The organism is Achromobacter sp. B7 (assembly GCF_003600685.1).
Classification (GTDB): Bacteria; Pseudomonadota; Gammaproteobacteria; order Burkholderiales; family Burkholderiaceae_B; genus Achromobacter; species Achromobacter spanius_B.
On record NZ_CP032084.1, the window covers coordinates 2,825,495 to 2,846,751 of the forward strand.

A 21,257-nucleotide genomic window follows, 5' to 3' on the forward strand; every position below is an offset into this window, starting at 1 on the left:
CTGATCGTCAGGCGCCCGGCAGGCGCCTTTTTTTCGTCCGCGGTTTGGCGAGATTTATCGCGACGCCTGGGCCAGCATCTGGCCTTGCGTGGTGTCCAGATAACGGCGGGCGCCAACGTAGCGCTTCGTCCAGTACGGGTTCTTCATCTCGTCAACGCGCACTTTCGTGCCACGGCGGGGAGCATGAACGAATTTGTTCTGGCCAATATAGATGCCGACGTGCGAGGTGACGCCGCGACCGCGCGTGGCAAAAAATACCAGGTCGCCGGGACGCAGTTCTTTTTTGTTGGGCACGGATTTGCCTTCGCTGCGCTGGGCACGCGCCGTGCGGGGCAGTTCAAGACCGGCGATTTCGCGGAATACGTACAGCACCAGGCCGCTGCAATCAAAACCTTCGGCGTCATCGCCACCCCAGCTGTACGGGGTGCCAATGGCGTCCAGGCCGGCCTGCACGACGCGTTCACTCAGGGTGGGAACGGTGGGCTCTTGCGCCAGGCGCAGGCCGCTAAGCGTCGGGCGGGCTTGTTCGGTGGGCAGTGACGCCTGGGCGGCGTTGGGCAGCCACGAAAGGGTCAGTGCAAAGAGGGGGGCTGACAGGAAAACGGGAATGCGGAAACTGGCAAATCGGACTTTTCGCGTGGGCGGAGTCATTACGTCACTTCAAAAATCGGAGTAGGCGGCATGGCTTTGCCTAACGGGGGCAAGCCGGCGGAAAGGGGGCGTCCCGGGCCACGCAAGCCACGGAAGCCGTTGAATTATAATGGAATAAAGTTTCATTACATTTGTAGTGCAATGCAGCATTATCGGTGCGTTGTCGTTACTTTCCGCCCGGGAACCGATGTAACGGGCGCAGCAATTTCGGCTGGACGCGGTGACCGGCCCCGCCCGGGCAGGGCAGTGGCAAATATGACGCTTCATGCGCGAACGCCTCGGGCATAATCGACCGCATCGGCGCTGGCGGGCCTGACAGACCCCGGGCGCCGAGCAAACCGATAAGACAGATAAGAAGCGGAGCAGAGCTCAATGATGAATGCAGTACACCCCGTGTCTTCCATGAACCGGCCCGATGCCTTGCCCTTTGAACCCTTTCAGGACGCCCGCGCCGCCGTCGCCCGGCTGGCCGAGATCTACGCGCGCAACACGGCATTCCTGCGGGCGGCATTTCGCGAGGTGCTGAAGGAAGGGGCGAAAGAGCACGCAAAGGAAGGCGCAAAGGAAGGCGCCAACGAGGGCGCGAAGGAAGGCAGCGGCACCGCGCCTGAGCGTGCGCGGGCCTACTACCCGGCGATCCGTATCGTGGTGGAAACCTACGACCCCATCGACACTCGCTTGTCGTACGGCCACGTGGCCGAACCCGGCATCTACCAAACCACCATTACCCAGCCCGAACTGTTTCGCGACTACCTGATCGAGCAGGTCGGCCAGCTGCTGCAAAACCATCGCGTCGCGGTCGAAGTCGGCGAGTCCGATTCGCCCATCCCGCTGCATTTCGCCTTCCCGGAAGGCGCGTATGTCGAGGGCGAGCACCTTGAAGCCTTAAAGCGTCCGCTACGCGACCTGTTTGACGTGCCCGACTTGGCCGTTACCGACGACGCCATCGTCAACGGTTCCTGGCGCGGCAAGAACGGCGAGCCCAAGCCGCTTGCTCCGTTCACCGCCCAGCGCGTTGACTACTCTTTGCACCGTTTGCAGCACTACACGTCAACCGCGCCGGCGCATTTTCAGAACTTTGTGCTGTTCACCAATTACCAGTTCTACGTCGACGAATTCTGCGCGCGCGCCCGTGCGCTGATGGCCAGCGGCAACGAGGACTACGAGATGCTGGTAGAGCCCGGCAACCGTATTACCCGGCGCGGCGAAAACGGCCCGGGCGACGAAGGCCAGGGCGTGCGCCTGCCGCAAATGCCCGCCTATCACCTGGTGCGCGGCGACCATTCCGGCATCACGCTGGTCAATATCGGCGTGGGTCCGTCCAACGCCAAGACCATCACCGACCACATTGCCGTGCTGCGTCCGCATGCCTGGCTGATGCTGGGCCATTGCGCCGGCCTGCGGGATTCCCAGCGTTTAGGCGACTACGTGCTGGCGCACGGCTATGTCCGCGAAGACCATGTGCTGGATGCCGATCTGCCCACCTGGGTGCCGGTGCCCGCGCTGGCCGAAGTGCAGGTGGCGCTGGAACAGGCGGTGCAGGAAGTGGCGGGGCTGTCGGGCTGGGACTTGAAGCGCATCATGCGTACAGGCACCGTGGCCACCATCGACAATCGCAACTGGGAACTGCGCGACCACGTTGAACTGGTGGAACGTTTTGCGCAGTCGCGGGCGATTGCGCTGGACATGGAATCGGCCACCATTGCCGCCAACGGTTTCCGCTTCCGGGTGCCGTATGGCACGTTACTGTGCGTGTCAGACAAGCCCCTGCATGGCGAACTAAAACTGCCCGGAATGGCCAGCGTGTTCTATCGCCGGCAGGTCAACCAGCATCTTGAAATTGGCATCCGCGCCCTGGAGCGCCTGCGGGACATGCCGCCGGAACGCCTGCATTCCCGCAAGCTGCGCACCTTCATGGAAACGGCCTTCCAGTAGTCGCGATCCGTCCCCAAACGGCCGCCATTTTTCGAGGCGAGCCCGTTTGCGCTATTCTCGCGCGTTGCTCGGTAATCCCAGGCTTTCGCGAGATGTCCGCGCGGACGCCTTCAAGACGTGAAGGAATGCATTTTGGCTCCATCGGAACACGATGATCGCCGCTCTGGCGGCACGCGCGCAGCGAAGGCGAACCCGCCTTCGGAACTGCGGCGCACCTTGTCCGCGCGCCATCTGACAATGATCGCGGTGGGCGGGTCCATCGGCACCGGCCTGTTCGTGGCGTCCGGCGCCACCATTGCGCGCGCCGGCCCCGGCGGTGCGCTGCTGGGCTATGTGCTGATCGGCGTCATGGTCTATTTTCTGATGACCAGCCTGGGCGAACTGGCCGCCGCCATGCCCGTGTCGGGCTCGTTCTCCACCTATGGCGCGCGCTACGTCGAAGACGGTTTCGGCTTCGCGCTGGGCTGGAACTATTGGTACAACTGGGCAGTGACGGTGGCCGTGGACCTGGTGGCGGCGCAGCTGGTCATGGCCTACTGGTTTCCCGACGTGCCCGGCTTCTACTGGAGCGCCTTGTTTTTGGCCATCACCTTCGGCCTGAACGCGATGTCGGCGCGCGGTTTCGGCGAAGCGGAATTCTGGTTCGCGCTGATCAAGGTCGTGGCGGTGCTGGGTTTCGTCGCGATGGGCGTGATGATGCTGCTGGGCATCATCCGTGGCGGCGAAACGGGAGGGTTGGCGAATTGGACGGTGGGCGACGCGCCCTTCGCGGGCGGCTTTGCCGCACTGATCGGCGTGGCGATGGTGGTGGGCTTTTCGTTCCAGGGCACCGAATTGATCGGCATTGCCGCGGGCGAATCCAAGGACCCCGCGCGCAACCTGCCGCGCGCCGTGCGCCAGGTTTTCTGGCGCATCCTGCTGTTCTACGTCATGGCCATCCTGGTGATCGGCCTGCTGATCCCGTACACCGATCCGCACCTGCTGCGTAACGATGTCGAAGACATCAGCGTCAGTCCGTTCGCGCTGATCTTCGAACGCGCGGGCTTGCTGGGCGCGGCCTCCGTCATGAACGCCGTGGTGCTCACTTCGGTGCTGTCCGCGGGCAATTCGGGCATGTACGCCGCCACGCGCATGCTGTACAGCTTGGCCCGCGAGGGCAAGGCACCGCGCATTTTTGGTCGCATTTCGCGTAACGGCGTCCCGCTGTGGGCGCTGCTGGCGACCACCGTCGTGGCCGCCTTGTGCTTCTTCACGTTTATCTTCAGCCCGAACGCGGTCTACATCTGGCTGCTGAACACCTCGGGCATGACGGGTTTCATCGCCTGGCTGGGCATCGCCATCAGTCATTACCGGTTCCGGCGTGGCTACGTCAAACAAGGTCACAGCCTGGCTGACCTGCCGTACGTGTCGCCGTTCTTTCCCTTCGGTCCGATTTTTGCCTTTGTACTGTGCCTGATCATCACGCTGGGCCAGAACTACCAGGCGTTCCTGCAGGACCGTATTGACTGGGGCGGCGTGGTGGCCACGTATATCGGCATCCCGCTGTTCCTGTTGATCTGGCTGGGGTATCGCGTGACGCGCGGCTCGCGTTTCATCAGCTACCGCGACATGCGTTTCCCGGATGCGCGGGCGCGCAGCGAATATCTGGATTCCGCCTTGCGAGGCGAACCGGCGGCAGGCGAGGCGCGTTAGTCGCTCCTTGCCCCAGGACAATCGCCCTTAGATGATGTTCTTTTCAAGCAGGGGGCGGTTGTCCAGAACGCGCTGGAACGACAAGGGAGACAAGTCCAGGCTGCGGTAGGCGCCGTACCGTAGCAGCTCTGCGATGCCTCGTCCGGTAGCGGGCGCTTGCTGAAGCCCATGGCCGGAAAAGCCGTTGGCGAAATACAGGTTGGGGCAATCGGGATGGGCGCCGATGATGGCGTTGTGGTCGAACACGTTCATTTCGTAATAACCGGCCCAGGCGCTGCGCACGCGCACGGCCTCGAACGCGGGCACCCGGGCCGCAAGCGCTGGCCAGACGTGGTTGTCGAACGCATCGAGCTGGGCGTCAAGCGGCAAGTCGTCGGCGTCGTCCGCGGCGTCAGGCGAATAACCGCACAGAAATTTGTCGCCGTCCGGACGAAACCAGATGCCCGACGGGTCGATCAGCAAGGGGCAGTGCGGCAGCGCCTGCGGGCAGCTGAAGCTGAACACGGTACGCCGGCGGGCGCGCACGGGCAACGCTATGCCAGCCCATTGGGCCACGCGTGCCGCCCACGGGCCTGCCGCGTTGACGGCCACATCGCAGGGCAGCGCGGCGCCGTCGCTTGTCCAAACCCCGTTCACGCGTGCGCCGTCGCGCAGCAAGCCCACCGCTTGCGCGCGCCGGTACGTTGCGCCTTGCGCGATCGCCTTCTTGCGTAGCGCCTGCATCAACCCGTAGCCATCGAACCAGCCTTCGCCGGACAAGCCCAGCGCGCCCAGCGCCAAGTCGGCAGTATTGAGCCACGGGAATCGCGCTTGCAATTGAACCGGCTCGAGCAAGGCGACGTCGACGCCTTGCGAGCGCTGCGTGTCGTAGTTGCTACGCAGCGTGGCGCAGCCGGCGGCGCTGGCCAGGTACAGATAGCCGGGCTCGGTCAAGCCGATATCGGGCGCCGGATCGTCCACATACAAGGTAGCGGCCAGGTCGCGCAGGAACGCAATGCCCATTTGCGACATGCCGATATTGACGGGCGTCGAGAACTGCTGACGAATGGAACTGGCCGATAGCGCGGACGAAGCCTGGGCGTACGTCGGGTCACGTTCCAGCACCGTGACGTCAAAAGCGTCCGGAGTTTGGCTTAGAAAGTAGGCGATAGAGCTGCCAACGGCACCTCCGCCAATGATGACGACGCGTTGCAAGGCTTGTAGTCCCGTTTTGTATCCAGGGCCAGTTCGGCTTAGCGGCAGCTTGACGGCTTCTGTGCAGCGGCGCAAGCCCCTGCGCGTGTGGCGCCAACCTGCCCACCGGGTGGGGCGGCGCTTACGGCGCCACGCGGCACTGCTCCAGCATCCAGGCGCCAAATTCGCGCACCAGCGGCGATTCGGCCTGGGTATGGGGATAGACGAAGTAGTAGGCGTCGGCGCTGCTGAGCGCTTGGGGAAACAGCTGGATGAGTTCGCCGGTGTCCAGTTCGCGTTCCACCAGAAAGCGCGGCAACAAGGCCGCGCCCAAGCTGGAGGCGGCCGCTTGCGCCAGCATGGATGCCTGCTCGAACTGAGGGCCCTGCATGGCGCGCGCCGCGCTGGCGCCGTGTTGGTCAAACCACGAGGCCCATTGTGCGGGGCGGGACGTCTGGTGCAGCAGCACGACGTTGGACAAGTCCGCGATGTGCCGGATACCGTGCAAGCGTTGATAGCGCGGGCTGCTGACGGCGATGACCTCTTCGTGCATCAGGTACTCGCACACGGCGCCGGCCCAGTAAGGCGCGCCGAAATGGATGGCCGCGTCAAACGGCTCTTGCGAGAACTCAAAGGGCAGGGTGCGCGACGTGAAGTTGATGGTGACTTCGGGCTTGCGGGCCATGAAATCCCCCAGGCGCGGAATCAGCCAGCGGGTGCCCAGCGTGGGCAGCACCGCCAGATTGAGCTGGTCGCGGCGCGTGCAGGCCATGGTGCGGCGGGTGGCTTCTGACAGCTGGTGCAACAGGATGCGCACCTCGGACGCGTAGGCGCGGCCGGCATCGCTTAGGACCACGCGCTGGCGCACGCGGTGGAACATCGTCACGCCCAGCTGGGTTTCAAGCTGGTGGATCTGGCGCGATACGGCGCTTTGGGTCAGGTGAAGTTCGTCCGCCGCGCGCGACACGCTGTTGCGCCGGGCGACTGCTTCGAAGGCCAGCAGGTTGGCGACGGGCGGCAGAAAGGTCTTGCGGAACATGGGGCTTCCTAATGGATACAGCCTTGGAATACAGCCTTGACGTAAACCCCCCATGACAACACGCCCTTGCGGCCGACCCTATAGGAAAAGTCTGGAATGCAAAGAGGCCGCTTGCGCGGCCCCCCGGATCGCATCAAACCGCCATGGCTTATTCGATGTTCTGCGCCTGTTCGCGCATCTGTTCGATCAGCAGTTTCAGGTCCATGGCGGCGCGGGTGACCTCCATGCTGCCTGCCTTGGAACCCAGCGTATTGGCTTCGCGGTTCATTTCCTGGAACAGAAAATCCAGGCGCTTGCCCGCGCTGCCGGCGTTTTTCTTACCCGATGCGGACTTGCCGCCGCCGTCGGTCAGCAGGTGACGCAATTCTTCCAGGTGCGAACGCAGCCGCGACAGTTCTTCCGCAACGTCGATACGCAAGGCAAACAGGTTGGCTTCTTGCGACAGGCGTTCGGACAGCTCGGTGCCCGAGATGTGCGTGAAGCCGCCAGGGAAGGCCGATTCCACACTTTCGCGAAGCTTGGCGGCCAGCTTGTCGCGGTGGTCCGACAGCAGTTGCGGCAGATGCGCCTGCACGATGTCGACCACGCGGGCGACGCCGTCGGCGCATTCGCGCATCATGCCCGCCAGGCGTTCGCCTTCGCGCGCGCGGCCCTCCTGCAATTGGGTCAGCGCTTGCTGCGCCGCTTGCAGGCAGGCCGCGCCCCACACCTGCGGGTCCAACGCGTCGTTGCCGCGTTGGCCGGGCCAGTTGAATAATTCCACCAGCCGGGGGGGCGCGATGTCGGGAACGATGCGGCGGGCGGCCTGCAACTGCTCGGCCAGGCTTTCCAGCCACGTCGGGTCCAGCTTGGACAGGTCGGTGCTGGCGTTGCGCGTGAATGACACCCGGATCTCGACCTTGCCGCGCGCCAGGTTGGCGGTCAGCAGTTCGCGCAGCGGCGTTTCAACGTGCCGCAACTCGTCGGGCAAGCGGAAATACAAATCAAGGAAGCGGCTGTTGACGCTGCGCAGTTCAATGGCAAGCGTGCCTTGTTCTAGGTCTGCTCGGGCGTTGCCGAATGCGGTCATGCTGCGAATCATGGTCGTGTCCTGATAAAGCTTGGGTAAGAGCCGGTTGCGCCGGGGCCCGCAGCGCCCCGGTAAAGGGGGGCGGGTCTGTGTTTTCAACCGGATATATCGCGGCAGGATACTCCAAGCGGGAATTTCCTGCGGCGCCTGCCCGTACAATGCCGCGAACCAATATCTAGACTGGAGTTTGCTTGTGACCACTACGCCCACCATCGCCCGTCCGTCCGGCCGCGCTGTAGACGAACTGCGGCCGTTCAGCCTGGAACGCGGCTTTACGCGCTATGCCGAAGGCTCGGTGCTGGTCAAGGCCGGCGACACCCACGTGCTGTGTACCGCCAGCGTGCTGGAAAAAGTACCGCCGTTCCTGAAGGGCAAGGGCGAAGGCTGGGTCACGGCGGAATACGGCATGCTGCCGCGCGCCACCCATACGCGTGGCGACCGCGAGGCGGCCCGTGGCAAGCAAAGTGGCCGCACACAGGAAATCCAACGCCTGATCGGCCGCAGCCTGCGCGCCGTCTTCGACATGCGCGCACTGGGCGAACGCACGCTGCATCTGGATTGCGACGTGTTGCAAGCCGACGGCGGCACGCGCTGTGCCAGCATTACCGGCGCGTGGGTGGCGGCGGCCGATGCCGTCGCCTTGCTGATGAAGCGTGGCGACCTGGCCGTCAACCCGATCCGCGATGCGGTTGCCGCCGTGTCGGTGGGCTTGGTGCAAGGGCGTTCAGTGCTGGACCTGGACTACCAGGAAGATTCCGCGTGCGATGCCGACGTCAACGTCATCATGACGGGCAGCGGGGCCTTTGTTGAAGTGCAGGGCACCGGCGAAGGCGCCACGTTCACCCGCGCCGAATTGGACACCATGCTGGTGCTGGCCGAAAACGGCATCGCCAGCCTGGTCCGTGCCCAGCGCGCGGCGTTGGTGTAAGCAGCTGTCGTGAAAAGGGATCCGGGCAAAGCCTGCGCGGATCCCATAAGTAGGCGGGCATACCGGTACCGGTTCCCGCCCGTCTCAGCCGGGCAGCAACGCGCCAAGCTTGTCAGTTTTCTCCAAGCCCCAGATCGACGCGATCAGCGTGCGCAGTTCGGCTTCCGTTGCCGCGTCGGCGTAGCGGCCCAGGCTTAGCGTCTTGTCCTCGATTTCCGCGCGGCTCAAGGTGTTGCCCGGGTCGCCCTTCGGCTCGTCAACGCGGCCTTGCAGCGTGCGGCCATCTTGCGTGGTGACGGTGACCTTGCCGATCCAGCGTTGCGGATAAGCCTTGTCCACTTCCTCGTCCAGCACCATCTCGACCTTGCCCCGGAATGCCGCCACGGCCGGGTCATCCAGGCCGGCATCAAATTCAGCCAGCCCGGCGCGCCCCTGGCGGGCGATGAGGCCCAGCACCGTTCCCATCGAAAACTTGGACTGATGCACCGTCTGCGGGTTGACGACGGGCCCCAGCACGTCGATGGCGCCTTGATGCACATGCGCCACCACGCGCGCCACGTCGGATTCTGCCAGCTTGTGTTCGCGCAGCACCTGTTGCAGCGCATCCGCTGCCGGGTGCGTATGACGGCACGACGCATGGAACTTGAATGAGGTTTCGGCCAGCGCCCAGCGTTCGCCCAGGCGGTCGCACAGCTTGGACGGGTCCGCGTCGGACGACATGCCGGCCGCCATCCCCTGCGGACCTTCCAGGATGTGGCGCGCGCCCGTGAAGCCCTCGCGCGCCAGATAGGCGGCGGTGATGCCGTCCGCCGCCGCCTTGGCCGTGTGCAGTTGTTTGGAGTCGGCGGCATCGCGCAAAAATTCCCACAGCCCGGCGGCCTGCGTGCCCGCCGAACCCAACGCATGCAGCATCTGTTCAGGCGTCAGCTTCAGCAAGCGGCCGGTGGTGACGGCGGCGGCCAGGGTGCCGGCCGTGCCCGTCGTGTGGAAGATCTTGTAGTGCGAACGTCCTAAAAATTCCCCCACGCGAATGCCGACTTCGTAGCCGGCCACGGCGGCCACCAGCACGTCGCGCCCCGAACTACCCAGGGCCTGGGCCACGGCCAACGCCGGCGGAAACACCACGGCGGCAGGGTGGAACACCGAGCCATTGTGCACGTCGTCCTGCTCCACCACGTGGGCGGCGGCCGCGTTCACCATGGCGGCGAACAAGGGCGTGGTGCGGCGCCGCGTGATCAGAACTTCGCTGGGGCCGTCGGTCGGGCCCATGGTGGCGGCGTAGCGGTCGATGGCTTGCACCGCGCGCGCGGAGGCGCCGGCAAGTATCGACGCCAGGCAATCCAGCAGCAGGTCTTCGGCGCGGCGCAATACGGGCGCGGGGATGTCTTCGTAGCGCAGGTTGGCCGCAAAGGCGGCAAGCTCGGCGCTAAGGTGGGGCGTGTCGTTGGCGGCGGTCATGGTCCGGGGCAGTTGGTGGTGGCGTCGGGTCAGAACGAGCGGGGCAGACCCAGGATGTGTTCGGCGACGTAGGACAGGATCAGGTTCGTCGAAATCGGCGCCACCTGGTACAGCCGCGTCTCGCGGAATTTGCGTTCCACGTCGTACTCGGTGGCAAAGCCGAAACCGCCGTGAAATTGCAGGCAGGCGTTGGCTGCTTCCCACGATGCGTCGGCGGCCAGCAGCTTGGCCATGTTGGCCTGCGCGCCGCAAGGCTGGTGCGCGTCGAACAGGCGGCAGGCTTCATAGCGCATCAGGCTGGCGGCTTCGACGTTGATGTGGGCGCGCGCGATGGGAAACTGCACGCCCTGGTTCTGCCCGATGGGGCGGCCGAACACCATGCGTTCCTTGGCGTAGGCGGTGACCTTGTCCACGAACCAATAGCCGTCGCCGATGCACTCGGCGGCGATCAGCGTGCGTTCGGCGTTCAGGCCGTCCAGGATGTACTTGAAGCCTTTGCCTTCTTCGCCGATCAGGTTTTCGACGGGAATTTCCAGGTTGTCGAAGAACAGTTCATTGGTCTCGTGATTGACCATGTTCGGAATCGGCCGGATCGTCATGCCATGCTTGACGGCATGATGCAGGTCCACCAGAAAGATCGACATGCCTTCGGACTTTCGGGTCACCTGGTCCAGCGGCGTGGTGCGCGCCAGCAGGATCATCAGGTCGGAATGCTGCACGCGCGAGATCCAGACTTTCTGGCCGTTGATGACGTAGCGGTCGCCACGGCGCACGGCGGTGGTCTTGATCTTGGTGGTGTCGGTGCCGGTGGTGGGTTCGGTAACGCCCATCGATTGCAGGCGCAGCTCGCCGGCTGCGATGCGCGGCAGGTATTCGCGCTTTTGCGCCTCGGACCCGTGACGCAGCAAGGTGCCCATGTTGTACATCTGGCCGTGGCAGGCGCCGGAGTTGCCGCCGCTGCGGTTGATTTCTTCCATGATGACCGACGCTTCGGTCAGCCCCAGGCCCGAACCGCCGTATTCCTGCGGGATCAGCGCGGCCAGCCAGCCGGCCTCGGTCAGTGCGCGAACAAAGTCTTCGGGGTAGCCGCGTTCTTCATCGATCTTGCGGAAATACTCTGACGGGAATTGCGCGCAAAGGTCGCGCACGGCTTCGCGGATGTCCTGATAGTCGTGTGAGGCGTGGGGCATAGGGCTGCTGTGATAGGCAAAGGGATGGTTCGGTTCAGTATCGAATGTGCCGCATGGGCGCGGTGCTGCCAATTCACAATTGCTTAATACGGGGTTCCTGTTCGCAAAAGCGCATTCATGACGGGCGTGCGTTCGCCCATCGGGCGGCGGCCCCGGCAGTTGTGTCAAGAAATTGCCAAACTGCTTGTCCATAATCCGAGGCACTGCGCCCCAGGGCGCCTGGTTATAGATGGATGGATATGCGTAAAAATCTCAGGGTCACCACGGCGGTATCGGCCATTCTGGCGTTATTCGTGCTGCTGTTTGCCATAGCGGCCGGCGCCGGCATCGCCGTCCTGCGCGAGAACCGGGCGGATATCGAAGCCTTGGGCCGGGGCAGCGTGGAACGCGCCAGTGACCTGGCCGAACTGACCAGCCGGCTGTTCCAGGCACGCGCGGCGTTGACCGACGCCAAGACCGGCATGGAAGGCGGGCTTGAAGACGCGCGCAACGCATCGCTGGCGCAGGCGGACGCGCTGCTCAAGCAGGCCGGCGCCAGCCTGGCGCGCCTGCGTGCCAACCCGGACACCAGCGCGGCAGGCGGTGCGCTGTTCGACCAGATGCTGGCCGCCCACGCCGCGTTCGCCGACCAGACCTTGGCGCCCATGCTCAGCGCCATCCAGGGCTGGAACGGGATCGAGGTCAACCGGTTGGTGGACAAGGTGCTGCCCGCCAGCGGCGCGGCCTACGTGAAGCAGGCGGACGGATACCAGCTCTATGCGCGCGAGCAGGGCCAGGCCGCCGTGGCCGATGCCAGCCGCACGCTGGAGCGGGTAAGCGCGGTGGCCGCCGCCGTATTGGCCGTGGTGTTGCTGCTGGCCGTGCTGATCCGCTTGGCGTTTCGGCGCGGCATCCTGCGCCCGCTGAACGAAGCCGGCGCGCATTTTGACCGCATCGCCGACGGCGATCTGACGGGCGCCATTGCCATGCGCGGCGACAACGAGATCGGCGTGCTGTATTCGGCGATGCGCCGCATGCAAACGGGGCTGTCGGCGGCGGTGGCCTCCGTGCGCCGGGGTGTCGAAGAGATCCATACCGGCTCGGGCGAGATCGCGGCGGGTGGGGCCGATATGTCGGACCGCACCGCGCGCCAGGCCGGTTCGTTGCAGGAGGCCGCCGCCAATATGACGCAGTTGGCGCACACCGTGCAGGTCACGGCAGGCAACGCCGACCTGGCCAGCCGGCAAGCGCAAAGCGCCACGCAACTGGCCAAGCAGGGCGGCCGCGCGGTGGATGAAGTGGTGCAAAGCATGCAAGGCATTGCGGACAGCGCGCGCCGCATCGGCGAAATCGTGGGCGTGGTCGACAGCATTGCCTTTCAGACCAACATCCTGGCGTTGAACGCGGCGGTTGAGGCGGCACGCGCGGGCGAGCAGGGCAAGGGGTTCGCTGTGGTCGCGGGCGAAGTGCGTTCACCGGCGCAACGCAGCGCGCAGGCCGCCAAGGAAATCAAGGGCTTGATCGACGACTCGGCCCTGCGTGTCCAGGCCGGCGTGCGCCAGGTGAATCTGGCGGGCGACACCATGCGTGACATGGTGGTGTCGGTGGATCGCGTGACCCAGATCGTCGCCGAGATTTCCAGCGCGACGGCCGAGCAGGCCGCCGGGATCGCCTCAGTGAACGACGCGGTGGCGGACATTGAACGGTCTACGCAAGAAAACGCCGCCATGGTCGAGCAAACGGCGGCTGCGGCAGCCGCCTTGGAAAGCCAGGCGCAAGGGCTGCGCCGCGCGGTGGCCGTGTTCCAGATCGAACAGGCTGTGCGCAATGCCACCGCCGTCGAGGCGTCCGTGGGCGAATTAATCGGACAGCTGGGACAGGATGCCGCCGCTGTAGCGCTCGATCACCAGCGACAGGTTCCCATGCTTGACCTTGTGCTTGACGTGCGCGGCAGCCGACGCGATGTCTTCCGGGCGGATGCGCTCGCATAGCGACGGCGTAACGGTCAACGCGCCCACGCCCAAGGTCACGAACGGGAAGAAGCGCGGCACGCCGTAGCGGTCTTCGGCCTCGATGCCGCCGTTATGGCGGCCTTGGTCGTCGTACAGCGCCGTGGCCTGTTCGTTGAATTCGGCGATGATGCGCTGGACGCGTTCAGCCCAATCGGCGCTGCGAAACAGCACCACGAAATCGTCGCCGCCCACGTGTCCGACAAAGTCTCGCAGCGGGTCGCAATGCTGCTTGATGACTTCGGCGGTCAGCATGATCATGTCGTCGCCGCGCCAGTAGCCGTAGACGTCGTTGAACGGCTTGAAGTTATTCAGGTCGCCATAGCAGACGGTGAAGTCGGCGGCGTCTTCCAGCAACGTGGCGATGTGGCGGCTGATGGGGATGTTGCCCGGCAGCGAGGTCAGCGGGTTGGCGTAGCGCGCAGCCTCGATTCGCATTTCGGTCACCGAACGCACCAGGGTCTCGCCGGTAGCCAGACCGTCGTAGCGGCCGTCGCGCGTAATGATCAGGCCGTCCATCAGGTAGCGCTGGTCTTCCGAGATCAGCACATGGCTGAGCTGGTCGATGGACACGTTCAGGTCCACCAGTACCGGTTCGGCATTCATGAAGGTGGAGCAACGGTCGCGGCCGAACAGTTCGCGCGTGTAGCGCTGCGCATAATGTTCGGAAAAATCGCGGCGGTTGATGATGCCGACGGGGCGGTTTTCGGCGTCCACCACCGCCACGGCATGCATGGTCTTGTGTTCGATAAACAGCCGGTGCACGTCATCGTTCGTGTGCTTGTCCAGCAGCGCGGCCGGCGCTTCCACGCGCAGGCTGGCCGCGGTGCCGCCCGCTGCGCGCTGCGACAGGGGCGCCGAGCTGCGCGCGCGCAACGAGTCGCGCAGCGGCGGCGTCAGTTCGGTCAGCAACGTTTCTTCCGGGCGGCCCAGGAACCAGCCCTGCGCATAGCGGATATCCAGCTCGCGCACCATGGCCAGGTCCTCGGCGGTTTCAATGCCTTCGGCGACGATCGCGGTGCCCAGGTGCTGCGCCACTTTCAGAATGGCGCGCACCATGCTTTGCTTGCGGTCGTCGTGGCCGATGCCATCGAAGAAGTAGCGGTCGATCTTGACCAGGTCCGGCTGCATTTCCGACCACAGCTGCAAATTGGAATTGCCCACGCCGTAGTCGTCCAGCGCGATGCGCATGCCGTGTTCGCGCAGGCAGGCAAACGCGCTGCCCAGTTCGCTCATGTGGTCTGACAGCGGGTCCTGTTCCGTGAGTTCGACGATGATGCTGGAGGCGGGCAGGGCGCAATCTTTCAGCAGCCGCTCGGGCATGTCGGCGCCCCACAGCGTCCAGAAATGGATCAGCGCCGACCCCGACAGGTTCAGGAACAGCTTGCCGGGGGCGTCCTGAAAACCCTGGGCGCCCGCCCGAAAACTGGCCAGTTCCAGTTGCGGGTGCAGTCCGCGTCGGCGGGCTTCGGCAAACAAGGCATCGGGAAAGTGCAGGGCGGTGTCGGCAGGGCCGCGGATCAGGCTTTCATGCCCATAGATGCGGCTGTGGGACAGATCCACCACCGGTTGATAGCGTGGCCGCAGCAGGCGGTCACGCAAGATGCCGGCCAGGCCGACGGGTGCGGGCGCATCGCCCGGCATGGAGTGGGGCGTGCGGGCCGTGGCCTGCCGTGGCATAGCTTGTAGGGAAGTCATCGCCGGGGGCGTCAGATACGTTCAGTGACAAGATTCGTCATGTTGACAACAAAATATGTCTGCGTTGTTGCCGCTACCGGCGACGCGCCATATTCAGCCGCTGTTACATAGCTGTCAACCGAGATTTCCCCTTGCTTTGCTTGCCGACGCGGCGCAGTGGCGACAGCCGCCGCGTACCCCTTGCGCCCTATACAATTTGCGCTATGACTTCCCCCAAGATTCCCGAATCCCTGCGTCGTATCGTGCTGGCGTCCAACAACCCCGGCAAGCTGCGCGAATTTTCCGCCTTGTTTGCGCCGCTCGGCATCGAACTGGTGCCCCAAGGCGACCTGGGCGTGCCCGAAGCCGAAGAGCCCCACGTCACCTTTGTTGAAAACGCCTTGGCCAAAGCACGGCACGCCAGCCGCCTGACCGGGCTGCCGGCGTTGGCCGACGACTCTGGCCTGTGCGTCGCCGCGCTGGATGCCGCGCCCGGCGTGTATTCGGCCCGCTACGCCAAGATGCATGGGGGCGAAAAATCAGACCAAGCGAACAATGCCCTGCTGGTACAGAACTTGGCCGGGGTTACCGACCGCCGCGCCTGGTATGTGGCCGTGCTGGCTTTGGTGCGTTCCGAAAACGACCCTTGCCCGATCATCGGAGAGGGGTTGTGGCATGGCGAAATCATCGACGTGCCGGAAGGGGCGAATGGCTTTGGCTACGACCCGCACTTCTATCTGCCCGATATGGCACTGACCGCGGCGTCACTGGACCCCGAAGAAAAGAACCGCGTCAGCCACCGCGCCCGCGCGCTGCGCGAATTGTTGAGCAAGCTTAGCCACGCCTAGGCGCTTAAGCGAAACCGCATGTCCATCACTATTCCCATCCGCAACGACATGGGCGCGTCGCCGTCGCGCGTCCGTGTCCCCGCGGGCGCGACGCTGACCAGCCTGCCCCCGCTTTCCCTCTATGTGCACGTGCCCTGGTGCGTGCGCAAATGCCCGTATTGCGACTTCAATTCCCACGCCGCGCCCGGCGAAATCCCGGAACGCGCCTATCTGGACGCTCTGCGCAGCGACCTTGAACAGGCGTTGCCGTCCATCTGGGGCCGGCAGGTCGTGTCCGTTTTCATCGGAGGCGGCACGCCCAGCCTGCTGTCGTCGGCGGGGTTGGACGAACTGCTGGCCATGTTGCGCGCCTGTCTGAACCTGTGGCCCGACGCCGAAATCACCATGGAAGCCAACCCCGGCACGGCCGAAGCCAGCCGGTTTCGCGACTATGCCGCCAGCGGCGTCACCCGCTTTTCGTTGGGCATCCAGAGCTTTGACGACGCGCAGCTAAAGAAGCTGGGCCGCATCCACGACGCCGCGCAGGCTCGGGCGGCGATCGACATGGCCCAGCGCGCGGTCTCGCGCGTGAACCTGGACATGATGTTCGCCTTGCCGGGCCAGACGCTGGACGCCTGTGTGGCAGACCTGCGCCATGCCATTTCGTTTGGCACGGAACACCTGTCGCTGTACCACCTGACGATGGAGCCGAACACCGTCTTCGCAAAATTTCCGCCCGCTGAATTGCCCGACGACGACACCAGCGCCGCCATGCAAGACGCCGTTGAAGCCGAACTGGCGGCGGCGGGGTTGGCCCGATACGAAGTGTCGGCCTACGCGCGGCCGGGCGCGCGGTGCCGCCACAACATGAACTACTGGGAATTTGGCGACTACCTGGGCATTGGCCCGGGCGCGCACGGCAAGCTGTCATTTCATGACCGTATCGTGCGCGAGGCGCGGTTGCGCAACCCGGATTCCTGGATGCAGGCGGCCATGGCGCGCGACGGCAGTCATCTGGCCGAAAGCCGCCAGGTCGGGCCGGACGAGCTGCCCTTTGAGTTCATGCTCAATGCACTGCGCCTGAAAGAGGGCGTGCCCACCACAACGTTCAACGAACGCACCGGTTTGTCGCTTGCCGCCATCGCGCACCAATTGGAGGCAGCCTCGAAACGGGGCTTGCTGGACCCGGACCCGACGCGTTTGAAGGCTACGCCCTTGGGGTGGCGCTTCTTGAACGACCTGCAGGAAATGTTCCTGTAGTTGCTTTTGCACCAAAACGGGGCAATCATGCCCCACGCTTTGCACCATACCGGTGCTACATTTTTCCGTGACCGTGCAGCCTTCCCCTGGGAATCCCTGGGGTAAAACCTGGCACGCTTATTGCTTCCCTCTTTATGCCAGTCGAGCGGCAAAGCCCTCGACCCTTTTATCTAATGGAGATGACATGGCAAGCCCGAAAGACGTCCTGAAACAGATCGCCGATAACGAAGTCAAATTCGTGGATTTCCGCTTTACCGATACGGTTGGCCGTGAGCACCACGTGTCCGTGCCCACCAGCCAGATCGATGAAGACAAGCTGGAAAGCGGCCAGGCTTTCGACGGTTCGTCGATTCCGGGTTGGAAGGGTATCGAAGCTTCCGACATGCTGCTCATCCCCGATTGCGCCACCGGCAACCTGGACCCGTTCCGCGAAGAGCCGACCCTGATCCTGTCGTGCGACGTCGTCGAGCCGTCGGACCTGAAGGGCTATGACCGCGACCCGCGTTCGCTGGCCAAGCGCGCCGAAGCCTACCTGAAGTCCTCCGGCCTGGGCGACACCGCCTACTTTGGTCCGGAACCCGAATTCTTCGTGTTCGACGGCGTGACGTGGAACACCGACATGTCGGGCACGTTCGTCAAGATCAAGTCCGAAGAAGCCTCGTGGTCGACCGGCCTGGAATTCGAAGGCGGCAACACCGGCCATCGTCCCGCCGTCAAGGGTGGCTACTTCCCCGTTCCCCCGGTTGATTCGTTCCAGGACATGCGTTCGGAAATGTGCCTGCTGATGGAACAAATGGGCGTGCCGGTTGAAGTGCACCACCATGAAGTGGCCGGCGCCGGCCAGCTGGAAATCGGCACCAAGTTCAGCACGCTGGTTCAGCGCGCCGACTGGACGCAGATCGTCAAGTACGTGGTGCACAACGTTGCCCACGCTTACGGCAAGACCGCCACGTTCATGCCCAAGCCCATCGTTGGCGACAACGGTTCCGGCATGCACGTGCACCAATCCATCTGGAAGGATGGCCAGAACCTGTTCGCGGGCAATGGCTACGCCGGCCTGTCGGAATTCGCCCTGTACTACATCGGCGGCATCATCAAGCACGCCCGCGCCCTGAACGCCATCACCAACCCGGGCACGAACTCGTACAAGCGTCTGGTTCCGCACTACGAAGCCCCGGTCAAGCTGGCTTACTCGGCCCGCAACCGCTCGGCTTCGATCCGCATTCCGTACGTCGGCAACCCGAAGGGCCGCCGCGTCGAAGCGCGTTTCCCGGACCCCCTGGCCAACCCGTACCTGGCGTTCTCGGCGCTGATGATGGCCGGCCTGGACGGCGTGCAGAACAAGATCCACCCGGGCGATCCGGCCGACAAGAACCTGTACGACCTGCCGCCGGAAGAAGACGCAAAGATCCCGACCGTGTGCTCCTCGCTGGAACAAGCGCTGGAAGCCCTGGACGCCGATCGCGAATTCCTGACCCGCGGTGGCGTGTTCAGCAACGACATGCTCAACGCCTACATCGACCTGAAGATGGGCGATGTGAACCGTCTGCGCATGACCACGCACCCGGTCGAATTCGACATGTACTACAGCCTCTGATCGTTTAGAGGCTGTGGCGGGGGGGAGCGCGATGATGGCGGCAGAAACCAGGGCCCACACATCGCGCACCACCAGGTCGCGGCTCGACGGTTTGTCCGCCAGGCGTCACGCCTGGCGGGCAGGGCGCCGGGTTCCGGCGCCGCCGTCGCGGGCGCGTTCCGCTTTTCCCCTGTCATTCGGGTACGTTGAAAAATGAATGTAGAAGCTCTCGATCTGCTTGCCACGTCCGTTTTCCTGGTCAACGAGCGCGGTCACATTGAGTATGCCAACGCCGCCGCCGAAGATCTGTTCGGCCGCTCGCGCAAGCAACTCTGCGGGCACTCCGCCGCCACGCTGTTCGACACCCCAGAAAACATCCAGTCCTCCATCGACCGCGCCGCTGCCGGCAGGTACGCCGACGTCAGGCAATTGGCCTCGTTGCGCCGCGCCGCCGAATCTGTCGAAGTCGCCGTCACCACGGTGGGGCTGACCGGTCAACGCTGGCCGGTATTGATCGAGACGCGCGAGATAGAACAGCGCGTGCTGGCTGACCGCAACCATCGCCTGGTTGACGAGATCGAAGCGCATCGTGAACTGCTGCGCAACCTGGCGCATGAAGTGAAGAACCCCTTGGGCGGTTTGCGCGGCGCCGCGCAATTGCTCGAAGCCGAGCTGCCCAGCGCAGCGCTGGCCGAATACACCCAAGTCATTATTTCCGAAGCCGATCGCTTGCAGGCGCTGGTGGACCGATTGAGCGGCCCGCAACGTGTGCCGCTGAACGCGCGGCCGGTGAACATCCACGAGATCTGCGAGCGCGTCTGCGCCCTGATCCAGGCTGAATTCCGCAACGACGTGACGATCCTGCGTGACTACGACGCGTCGGTGCCTGATTTGAAGGGCGATGCGGCCCGCTTGATGCAGGCGGTGCTGAACGTGGCCCGCAATGCCGCACAAGAGTTGGTCGCGCGCCCGCAGGGGCCGCAGACGGAGCCCGGCGTGGTAACGCTGCGCACCCGCGTGGCCCGCCAGGTCATGCTGGCCCATCGGCAGCATCGGCTGGCGCTGGTGCTGTCCATTATCGATAACGGTCCCGGCGTGCCGGACCACATCCGCGACCGCATTTTCCACCCGTTGGTCACGGCCAGGGCCGGCGGTACCGGGCTGGGCTTGAGCCTTGCCCAGGACTTCGTGCAACAGCACGGCGGCATCATCGAATTTGAATCCCGACCCGGGCGTACCGAGTTTCGCCTGGTCCTACCGATGGAGCCCGCACACTGATGAAACCCGTATGGATCGTCGACGACGACCAGGCCATCCGCTGGGTCCTCGAAAAGGCCCTGGCCCGCGCTGGTGTCCCCACCCGTAGTTTTTCCCAATCGGCTGATGTGCTGGAAGCGCTGTCGCGCGAAACGCCCGTCGCCTTGGTCTCCGATATCCGCATGCCAGGCGGCAACGGCCTGGAGCTGTTGCGCCAACTGAAGGAACGCCACCCCGGCCTGCCGGTCATTGTGATGACCGCGTTTGCCGATCTGGACAGTACCGTGTCCGCCTTCCAGGGCGGCGCGTTCGACTACCTGGCCAAGCCGTTCGACGTGAACGAGGCGGTGGCGCTGATTCAACGCGCCATGCAGGAATCCGCGCAGCCCGAAACGCCCGAAGGGCAGGGCGAGTCCGCGCAGAACAACGAACGCTGGATGATGACGCAGTCGTCATCGACGGCAATGCAGGAAGTGTTCCGCGCCATTGGCCGGCTGGCCCAGTCCAAAGTGACGGTGTTGATCACCGGCGAATCGGGCACGGGCAAGGAACTGGTGGCCCGTGCGCTGCATGGCCACGGCGTGCGTGCCAGCGGCCCCTTCGTGGCGCTGAACGCGGCGGCCATTCCGCGTGATCTGCTGGAAGCCGAACTGTTCGGCCACGAGCGCGGCGCTTTTACTGGCGCCAACAACCTGCGTCGTGGCCGCTTCGAAGAAGCGCATGGCGGCACGCTGTTCCTGGATGAAATCGGCGATATGCCGATCGAATTGCAGACGCGATTGCTGCGTGTGCTGGCCGAAGGCAGCTTCTATCGCGTCGGCGGCGCGCAGCCGGTGCGCGTGGACGTGCGCATCGTGGCAGCGACCCACCAGCCGCTGGAGCAACGGGTTGAGCAGGGCTTGTTCCGCGAAGACTTGTTCCACCGTCTGAACGTGATCCGCCTGCGTCTGCCGCCTTTGCGCGAGCGGGTCGAAGACATCCCGGCGCTGGCACAACATTTCCTGACCGCCAGCGCCCGTACGCTGGGCGTGCCGGTCAAGCGCTTGACCCCGGACGCCTTGGCCGTGCTGACCAAGTTCGACTTTCCCGGCAACGTGCGCCAGCTGGAAAACTTTTGCCATTGGCTGACGGTGATGGCGCCCGGGCAGACGGTGGATCGGCAAGATCTTCCGCCGGAAATCCGCGCACTGGAACATCAGCAGCAACAGCCCGCGATGGCGCCGCTGCGTCCGGCCGCGCCCATCTCGGGTATTGGTACCGTGGTGCAGGCCGGGCAGGGGCAGGGCGTGGACGACGGCGCGCCGCGCAACTGGCAGGACTCCTTGCTGCGCGATGCCCAGTATCGTTTGGAGCGCGGCGAGCCGGCGGTCATGGCAACGCTGACCCGCCAGTTTGAAAAAATCCTGCTGCAAAGCGCGCTGGACGCCAGCCGGGGCCGCCGCGTGGAAGCGGCGTCGCGGCTGGGAATTGGCCGCAACACCATCACGCGCAAACTGCGCGAACTGGGTATTGAGGACGAGTGATGTGACGGGGCGTG

At 64.6% G+C, this 21,257-nt stretch carries 15 protein-coding genes and 1 pseudogene; 9 read left to right on the plus strand and 7 right to left on the minus strand.

Annotation, left to right across the window (positions count from 1 at the left end; genetic code table 11):
• Positions 1 to 54: 54 nt before the first annotated feature.
• On the minus strand, positions 55 to 651 hold the full coding sequence (locus DVB37_RS12780; protein ID WP_046804947.1) for a C40 family peptidase: 597 nt from the start codon (positions 649 to 651) through the stop codon (positions 55 to 57).
• 372 nt (positions 652 to 1,023) lie between these two features.
• Here DVB37_RS12780 and DVB37_RS12785 point away from each other — a divergent pair, with 372 nt between their 5' ends.
• Both DVB37_RS12785 and DVB37_RS12790 read left to right on the plus strand, forming a co-directional pair.
• On the plus strand, positions 1,024 to 2,586 hold the full coding sequence (locus DVB37_RS12785) for an AMP nucleosidase (RefSeq protein ID WP_371683134.1): 1,563 nt from the start codon (positions 1,024 to 1,026) through the stop codon (positions 2,584 to 2,586).
• 204 nt (positions 2,587 to 2,790) lie between these two features.
• On the plus strand, positions 2,791 to 4,278 hold the full coding sequence (locus DVB37_RS12790; protein ID WP_104143982.1) for an amino acid permease: 1,488 nt from the start codon (positions 2,791 to 2,793) through the stop codon (positions 4,276 to 4,278).
• Positions 4,279 to 4,305: 27 nt separating this feature from the next.
• Here the strand turns inward: DVB37_RS12790 and DVB37_RS12795 are convergent, their stop codons facing one another.
• From DVB37_RS12795 to DVB37_RS12805, 3 genes are all read right to left on the minus strand, one after another.
• Entirely contained in the window at positions 4,306 to 5,472 is a 1,167-nt protein-coding gene (locus DVB37_RS12795; protein ID WP_046804945.1) for an FAD-binding oxidoreductase, read from the minus strand.
• Positions 5,473 to 5,593: 121 nt separating this feature from the next.
• On the minus strand, positions 5,594 to 6,490 hold the full coding sequence (locus tag DVB37_RS12800; RefSeq protein ID WP_046804944.1) for a LysR family transcriptional regulator: 897 nt from the start codon (positions 6,488 to 6,490) through the stop codon (positions 5,594 to 5,596).
• Between the two features lie 148 nt (positions 6,491 to 6,638).
• Positions 6,639 to 7,571 (minus strand): YicC/YloC family endoribonuclease, encoded by a 933-nt coding sequence (locus tag DVB37_RS12805; RefSeq protein ID WP_046804943.1) that lies wholly within the window; start codon positions 7,569 to 7,571, stop codon positions 6,639 to 6,641.
• A 181-nt stretch (positions 7,572 to 7,752) separates the two neighbouring features.
• Here DVB37_RS12805 and rph point away from each other — a divergent pair, with 181 nt between their 5' ends.
• Complete coding sequence (gene rph / locus DVB37_RS12810; RefSeq protein ID WP_046804942.1) at positions 7,753 to 8,487, plus strand: ribonuclease PH; 735 nt, start codon at positions 7,753 to 7,755, stop codon at positions 8,485 to 8,487.
• Between the two features lie 84 nt (positions 8,488 to 8,571).
• On the opposite strand, the gene DVB37_RS12815 is transcribed toward rph, so the two are convergent.
• Both DVB37_RS12815 and DVB37_RS12820 read right to left on the minus strand, forming a co-directional pair.
• On the minus strand, positions 8,572 to 9,945 hold the full coding sequence (locus tag DVB37_RS12815; RefSeq protein WP_120155442.1) for an MmgE/PrpD family protein: 1,374 nt from the start codon (positions 9,943 to 9,945) through the stop codon (positions 8,572 to 8,574).
• Between the two features lie 29 nt (positions 9,946 to 9,974).
• Positions 9,975 to 11,135 (minus strand): acyl-CoA dehydrogenase family protein, encoded by a 1,161-nt coding sequence (locus tag DVB37_RS12820; protein WP_104143913.1) that lies wholly within the window; start codon positions 11,133 to 11,135, stop codon positions 9,975 to 9,977.
• A 239-nt stretch (positions 11,136 to 11,374) separates the two neighbouring features.
• On the opposite strand from DVB37_RS12820, the pseudogene DVB37_RS12825 reads away from it, so the two are divergent.
• A pseudogene (locus tag DVB37_RS12825) lies at positions 11,375 to 12,760 on the plus strand (methyl-accepting chemotaxis protein); the annotation flags it as partial.
• Between the two features lie 213 nt (positions 12,761 to 12,973).
• On the opposite strand, the gene DVB37_RS12830 reads toward DVB37_RS12825, so the two are convergent.
• Positions 12,974 to 14,821: an EAL domain-containing protein gene (locus DVB37_RS12830; RefSeq protein WP_370638764.1), complete on the minus strand. Its 1,848-nt coding sequence runs from the start codon at positions 14,819 to 14,821 to the stop codon at positions 12,974 to 12,976.
• Positions 14,822 to 15,024: 203 nt separating this feature from the next.
• On the opposite strand from DVB37_RS12830, the gene rdgB reads away from it, so the two are divergent.
• From rdgB to ntrC, 5 genes are all read left to right on the plus strand, one after another.
• Positions 15,025 to 15,648 carry an RdgB/HAM1 family non-canonical purine NTP pyrophosphatase gene (rdgB, locus tag DVB37_RS12835; RefSeq protein WP_120155447.1) on the plus strand — a complete coding sequence of 208 codons (624 nt, stop codon included), beginning with the start codon at positions 15,025 to 15,027 and terminating at the stop codon, positions 15,646 to 15,648.
• A gap of 18 nt (positions 15,649 to 15,666) precedes the next feature.
• Positions 15,667 to 16,887, plus strand: coding sequence for a radical SAM family heme chaperone HemW (gene hemW / locus DVB37_RS12840; RefSeq protein ID WP_046804937.1), 1,221 nt, complete (start codon positions 15,667 to 15,669; stop codon positions 16,885 to 16,887).
• Between the two features lie 184 nt (positions 16,888 to 17,071).
• Complete coding sequence (gene glnA / locus DVB37_RS12845) at positions 17,072 to 18,484, plus strand: type I glutamate--ammonia ligase (protein ID WP_006219661.1); 1,413 nt, start codon at positions 17,072 to 17,074, stop codon at positions 18,482 to 18,484.
• A gap of 192 nt (positions 18,485 to 18,676) precedes the next feature.
• Positions 18,677 to 19,741 (plus strand): nitrogen regulation protein NR(II), encoded by a 1,065-nt coding sequence (gene glnL, locus DVB37_RS12850; RefSeq protein ID WP_046804936.1) that lies wholly within the window; start codon positions 18,677 to 18,679, stop codon positions 19,739 to 19,741.
• Positions 19,741 to 21,243, plus strand: a complete 1,503-nt coding sequence (gene ntrC, locus DVB37_RS12855; protein WP_046804935.1) for a nitrogen regulation protein NR(I) — start codon at positions 19,741 to 19,743, stop codon at positions 21,241 to 21,243. The genes glnL and ntrC overlap by 1 nt, the downstream gene beginning before the upstream one ends.
• Positions 21,244 to 21,257: the final 14 nt, after the last annotated feature.

Bases quoted from the DNA above. Each gene is read 5' to 3' on its own strand.
- hemW (WP_046804937.1), top strand. From the start codon at position 15,667: ATGTCCATCACTATTCCCATCCGCAACGACATGGGCGCGTCGCCGTCG.
- DVB37_RS12830 (WP_370638764.1), bottom strand. From the start codon at position 14,821: ATGACTTCCCTACAAGCTATGCCACGGCAGGCCACGGCCCGCACGCCC.
- glnL (WP_046804936.1), top strand. From the start codon at position 18,677: ATGAATGTAGAAGCTCTCGATCTGCTTGCCACGTCCGTTTTCCTGGTC.
- DVB37_RS12820 (WP_104143913.1), bottom strand. From the start codon at position 11,135: ATGCCCCACGCCTCACACGACTATCAGGACATCCGCGAAGCCGTGCGC.
- DVB37_RS12800 (WP_046804944.1), bottom strand. From the start codon at position 6,490: ATGTTCCGCAAGACCTTTCTGCCGCCCGTCGCCAACCTGCTGGCCTTC.
- ntrC (WP_046804935.1), top strand. From the start codon at position 19,741: ATGAAACCCGTATGGATCGTCGACGACGACCAGGCCATCCGCTGGGTC.
- DVB37_RS12780 (WP_046804947.1), bottom strand. From the start codon at position 651: ATGACTCCGCCCACGCGAAAAGTCCGATTTGCCAGTTTCCGCATTCCC.
- DVB37_RS12785 (WP_371683134.1), top strand. From the start codon at position 1,024: ATGATGAATGCAGTACACCCCGTGTCTTCCATGAACCGGCCCGATGCC.
- DVB37_RS12805 (WP_046804943.1), bottom strand. From the start codon at position 7,571: ATGATTCGCAGCATGACCGCATTCGGCAACGCCCGAGCAGACCTAGAA.
- rdgB (WP_120155447.1), top strand. From the start codon at position 15,025: ATGACTTCCCCCAAGATTCCCGAATCCCTGCGTCGTATCGTGCTGGCG.
- glnA (WP_006219661.1), top strand. From the start codon at position 17,072: ATGGCAAGCCCGAAAGACGTCCTGAAACAGATCGCCGATAACGAAGTC.
- DVB37_RS12815 (WP_120155442.1), bottom strand. From the start codon at position 9,945: ATGACCGCCGCCAACGACACGCCCCACCTTAGCGCCGAGCTTGCCGCC.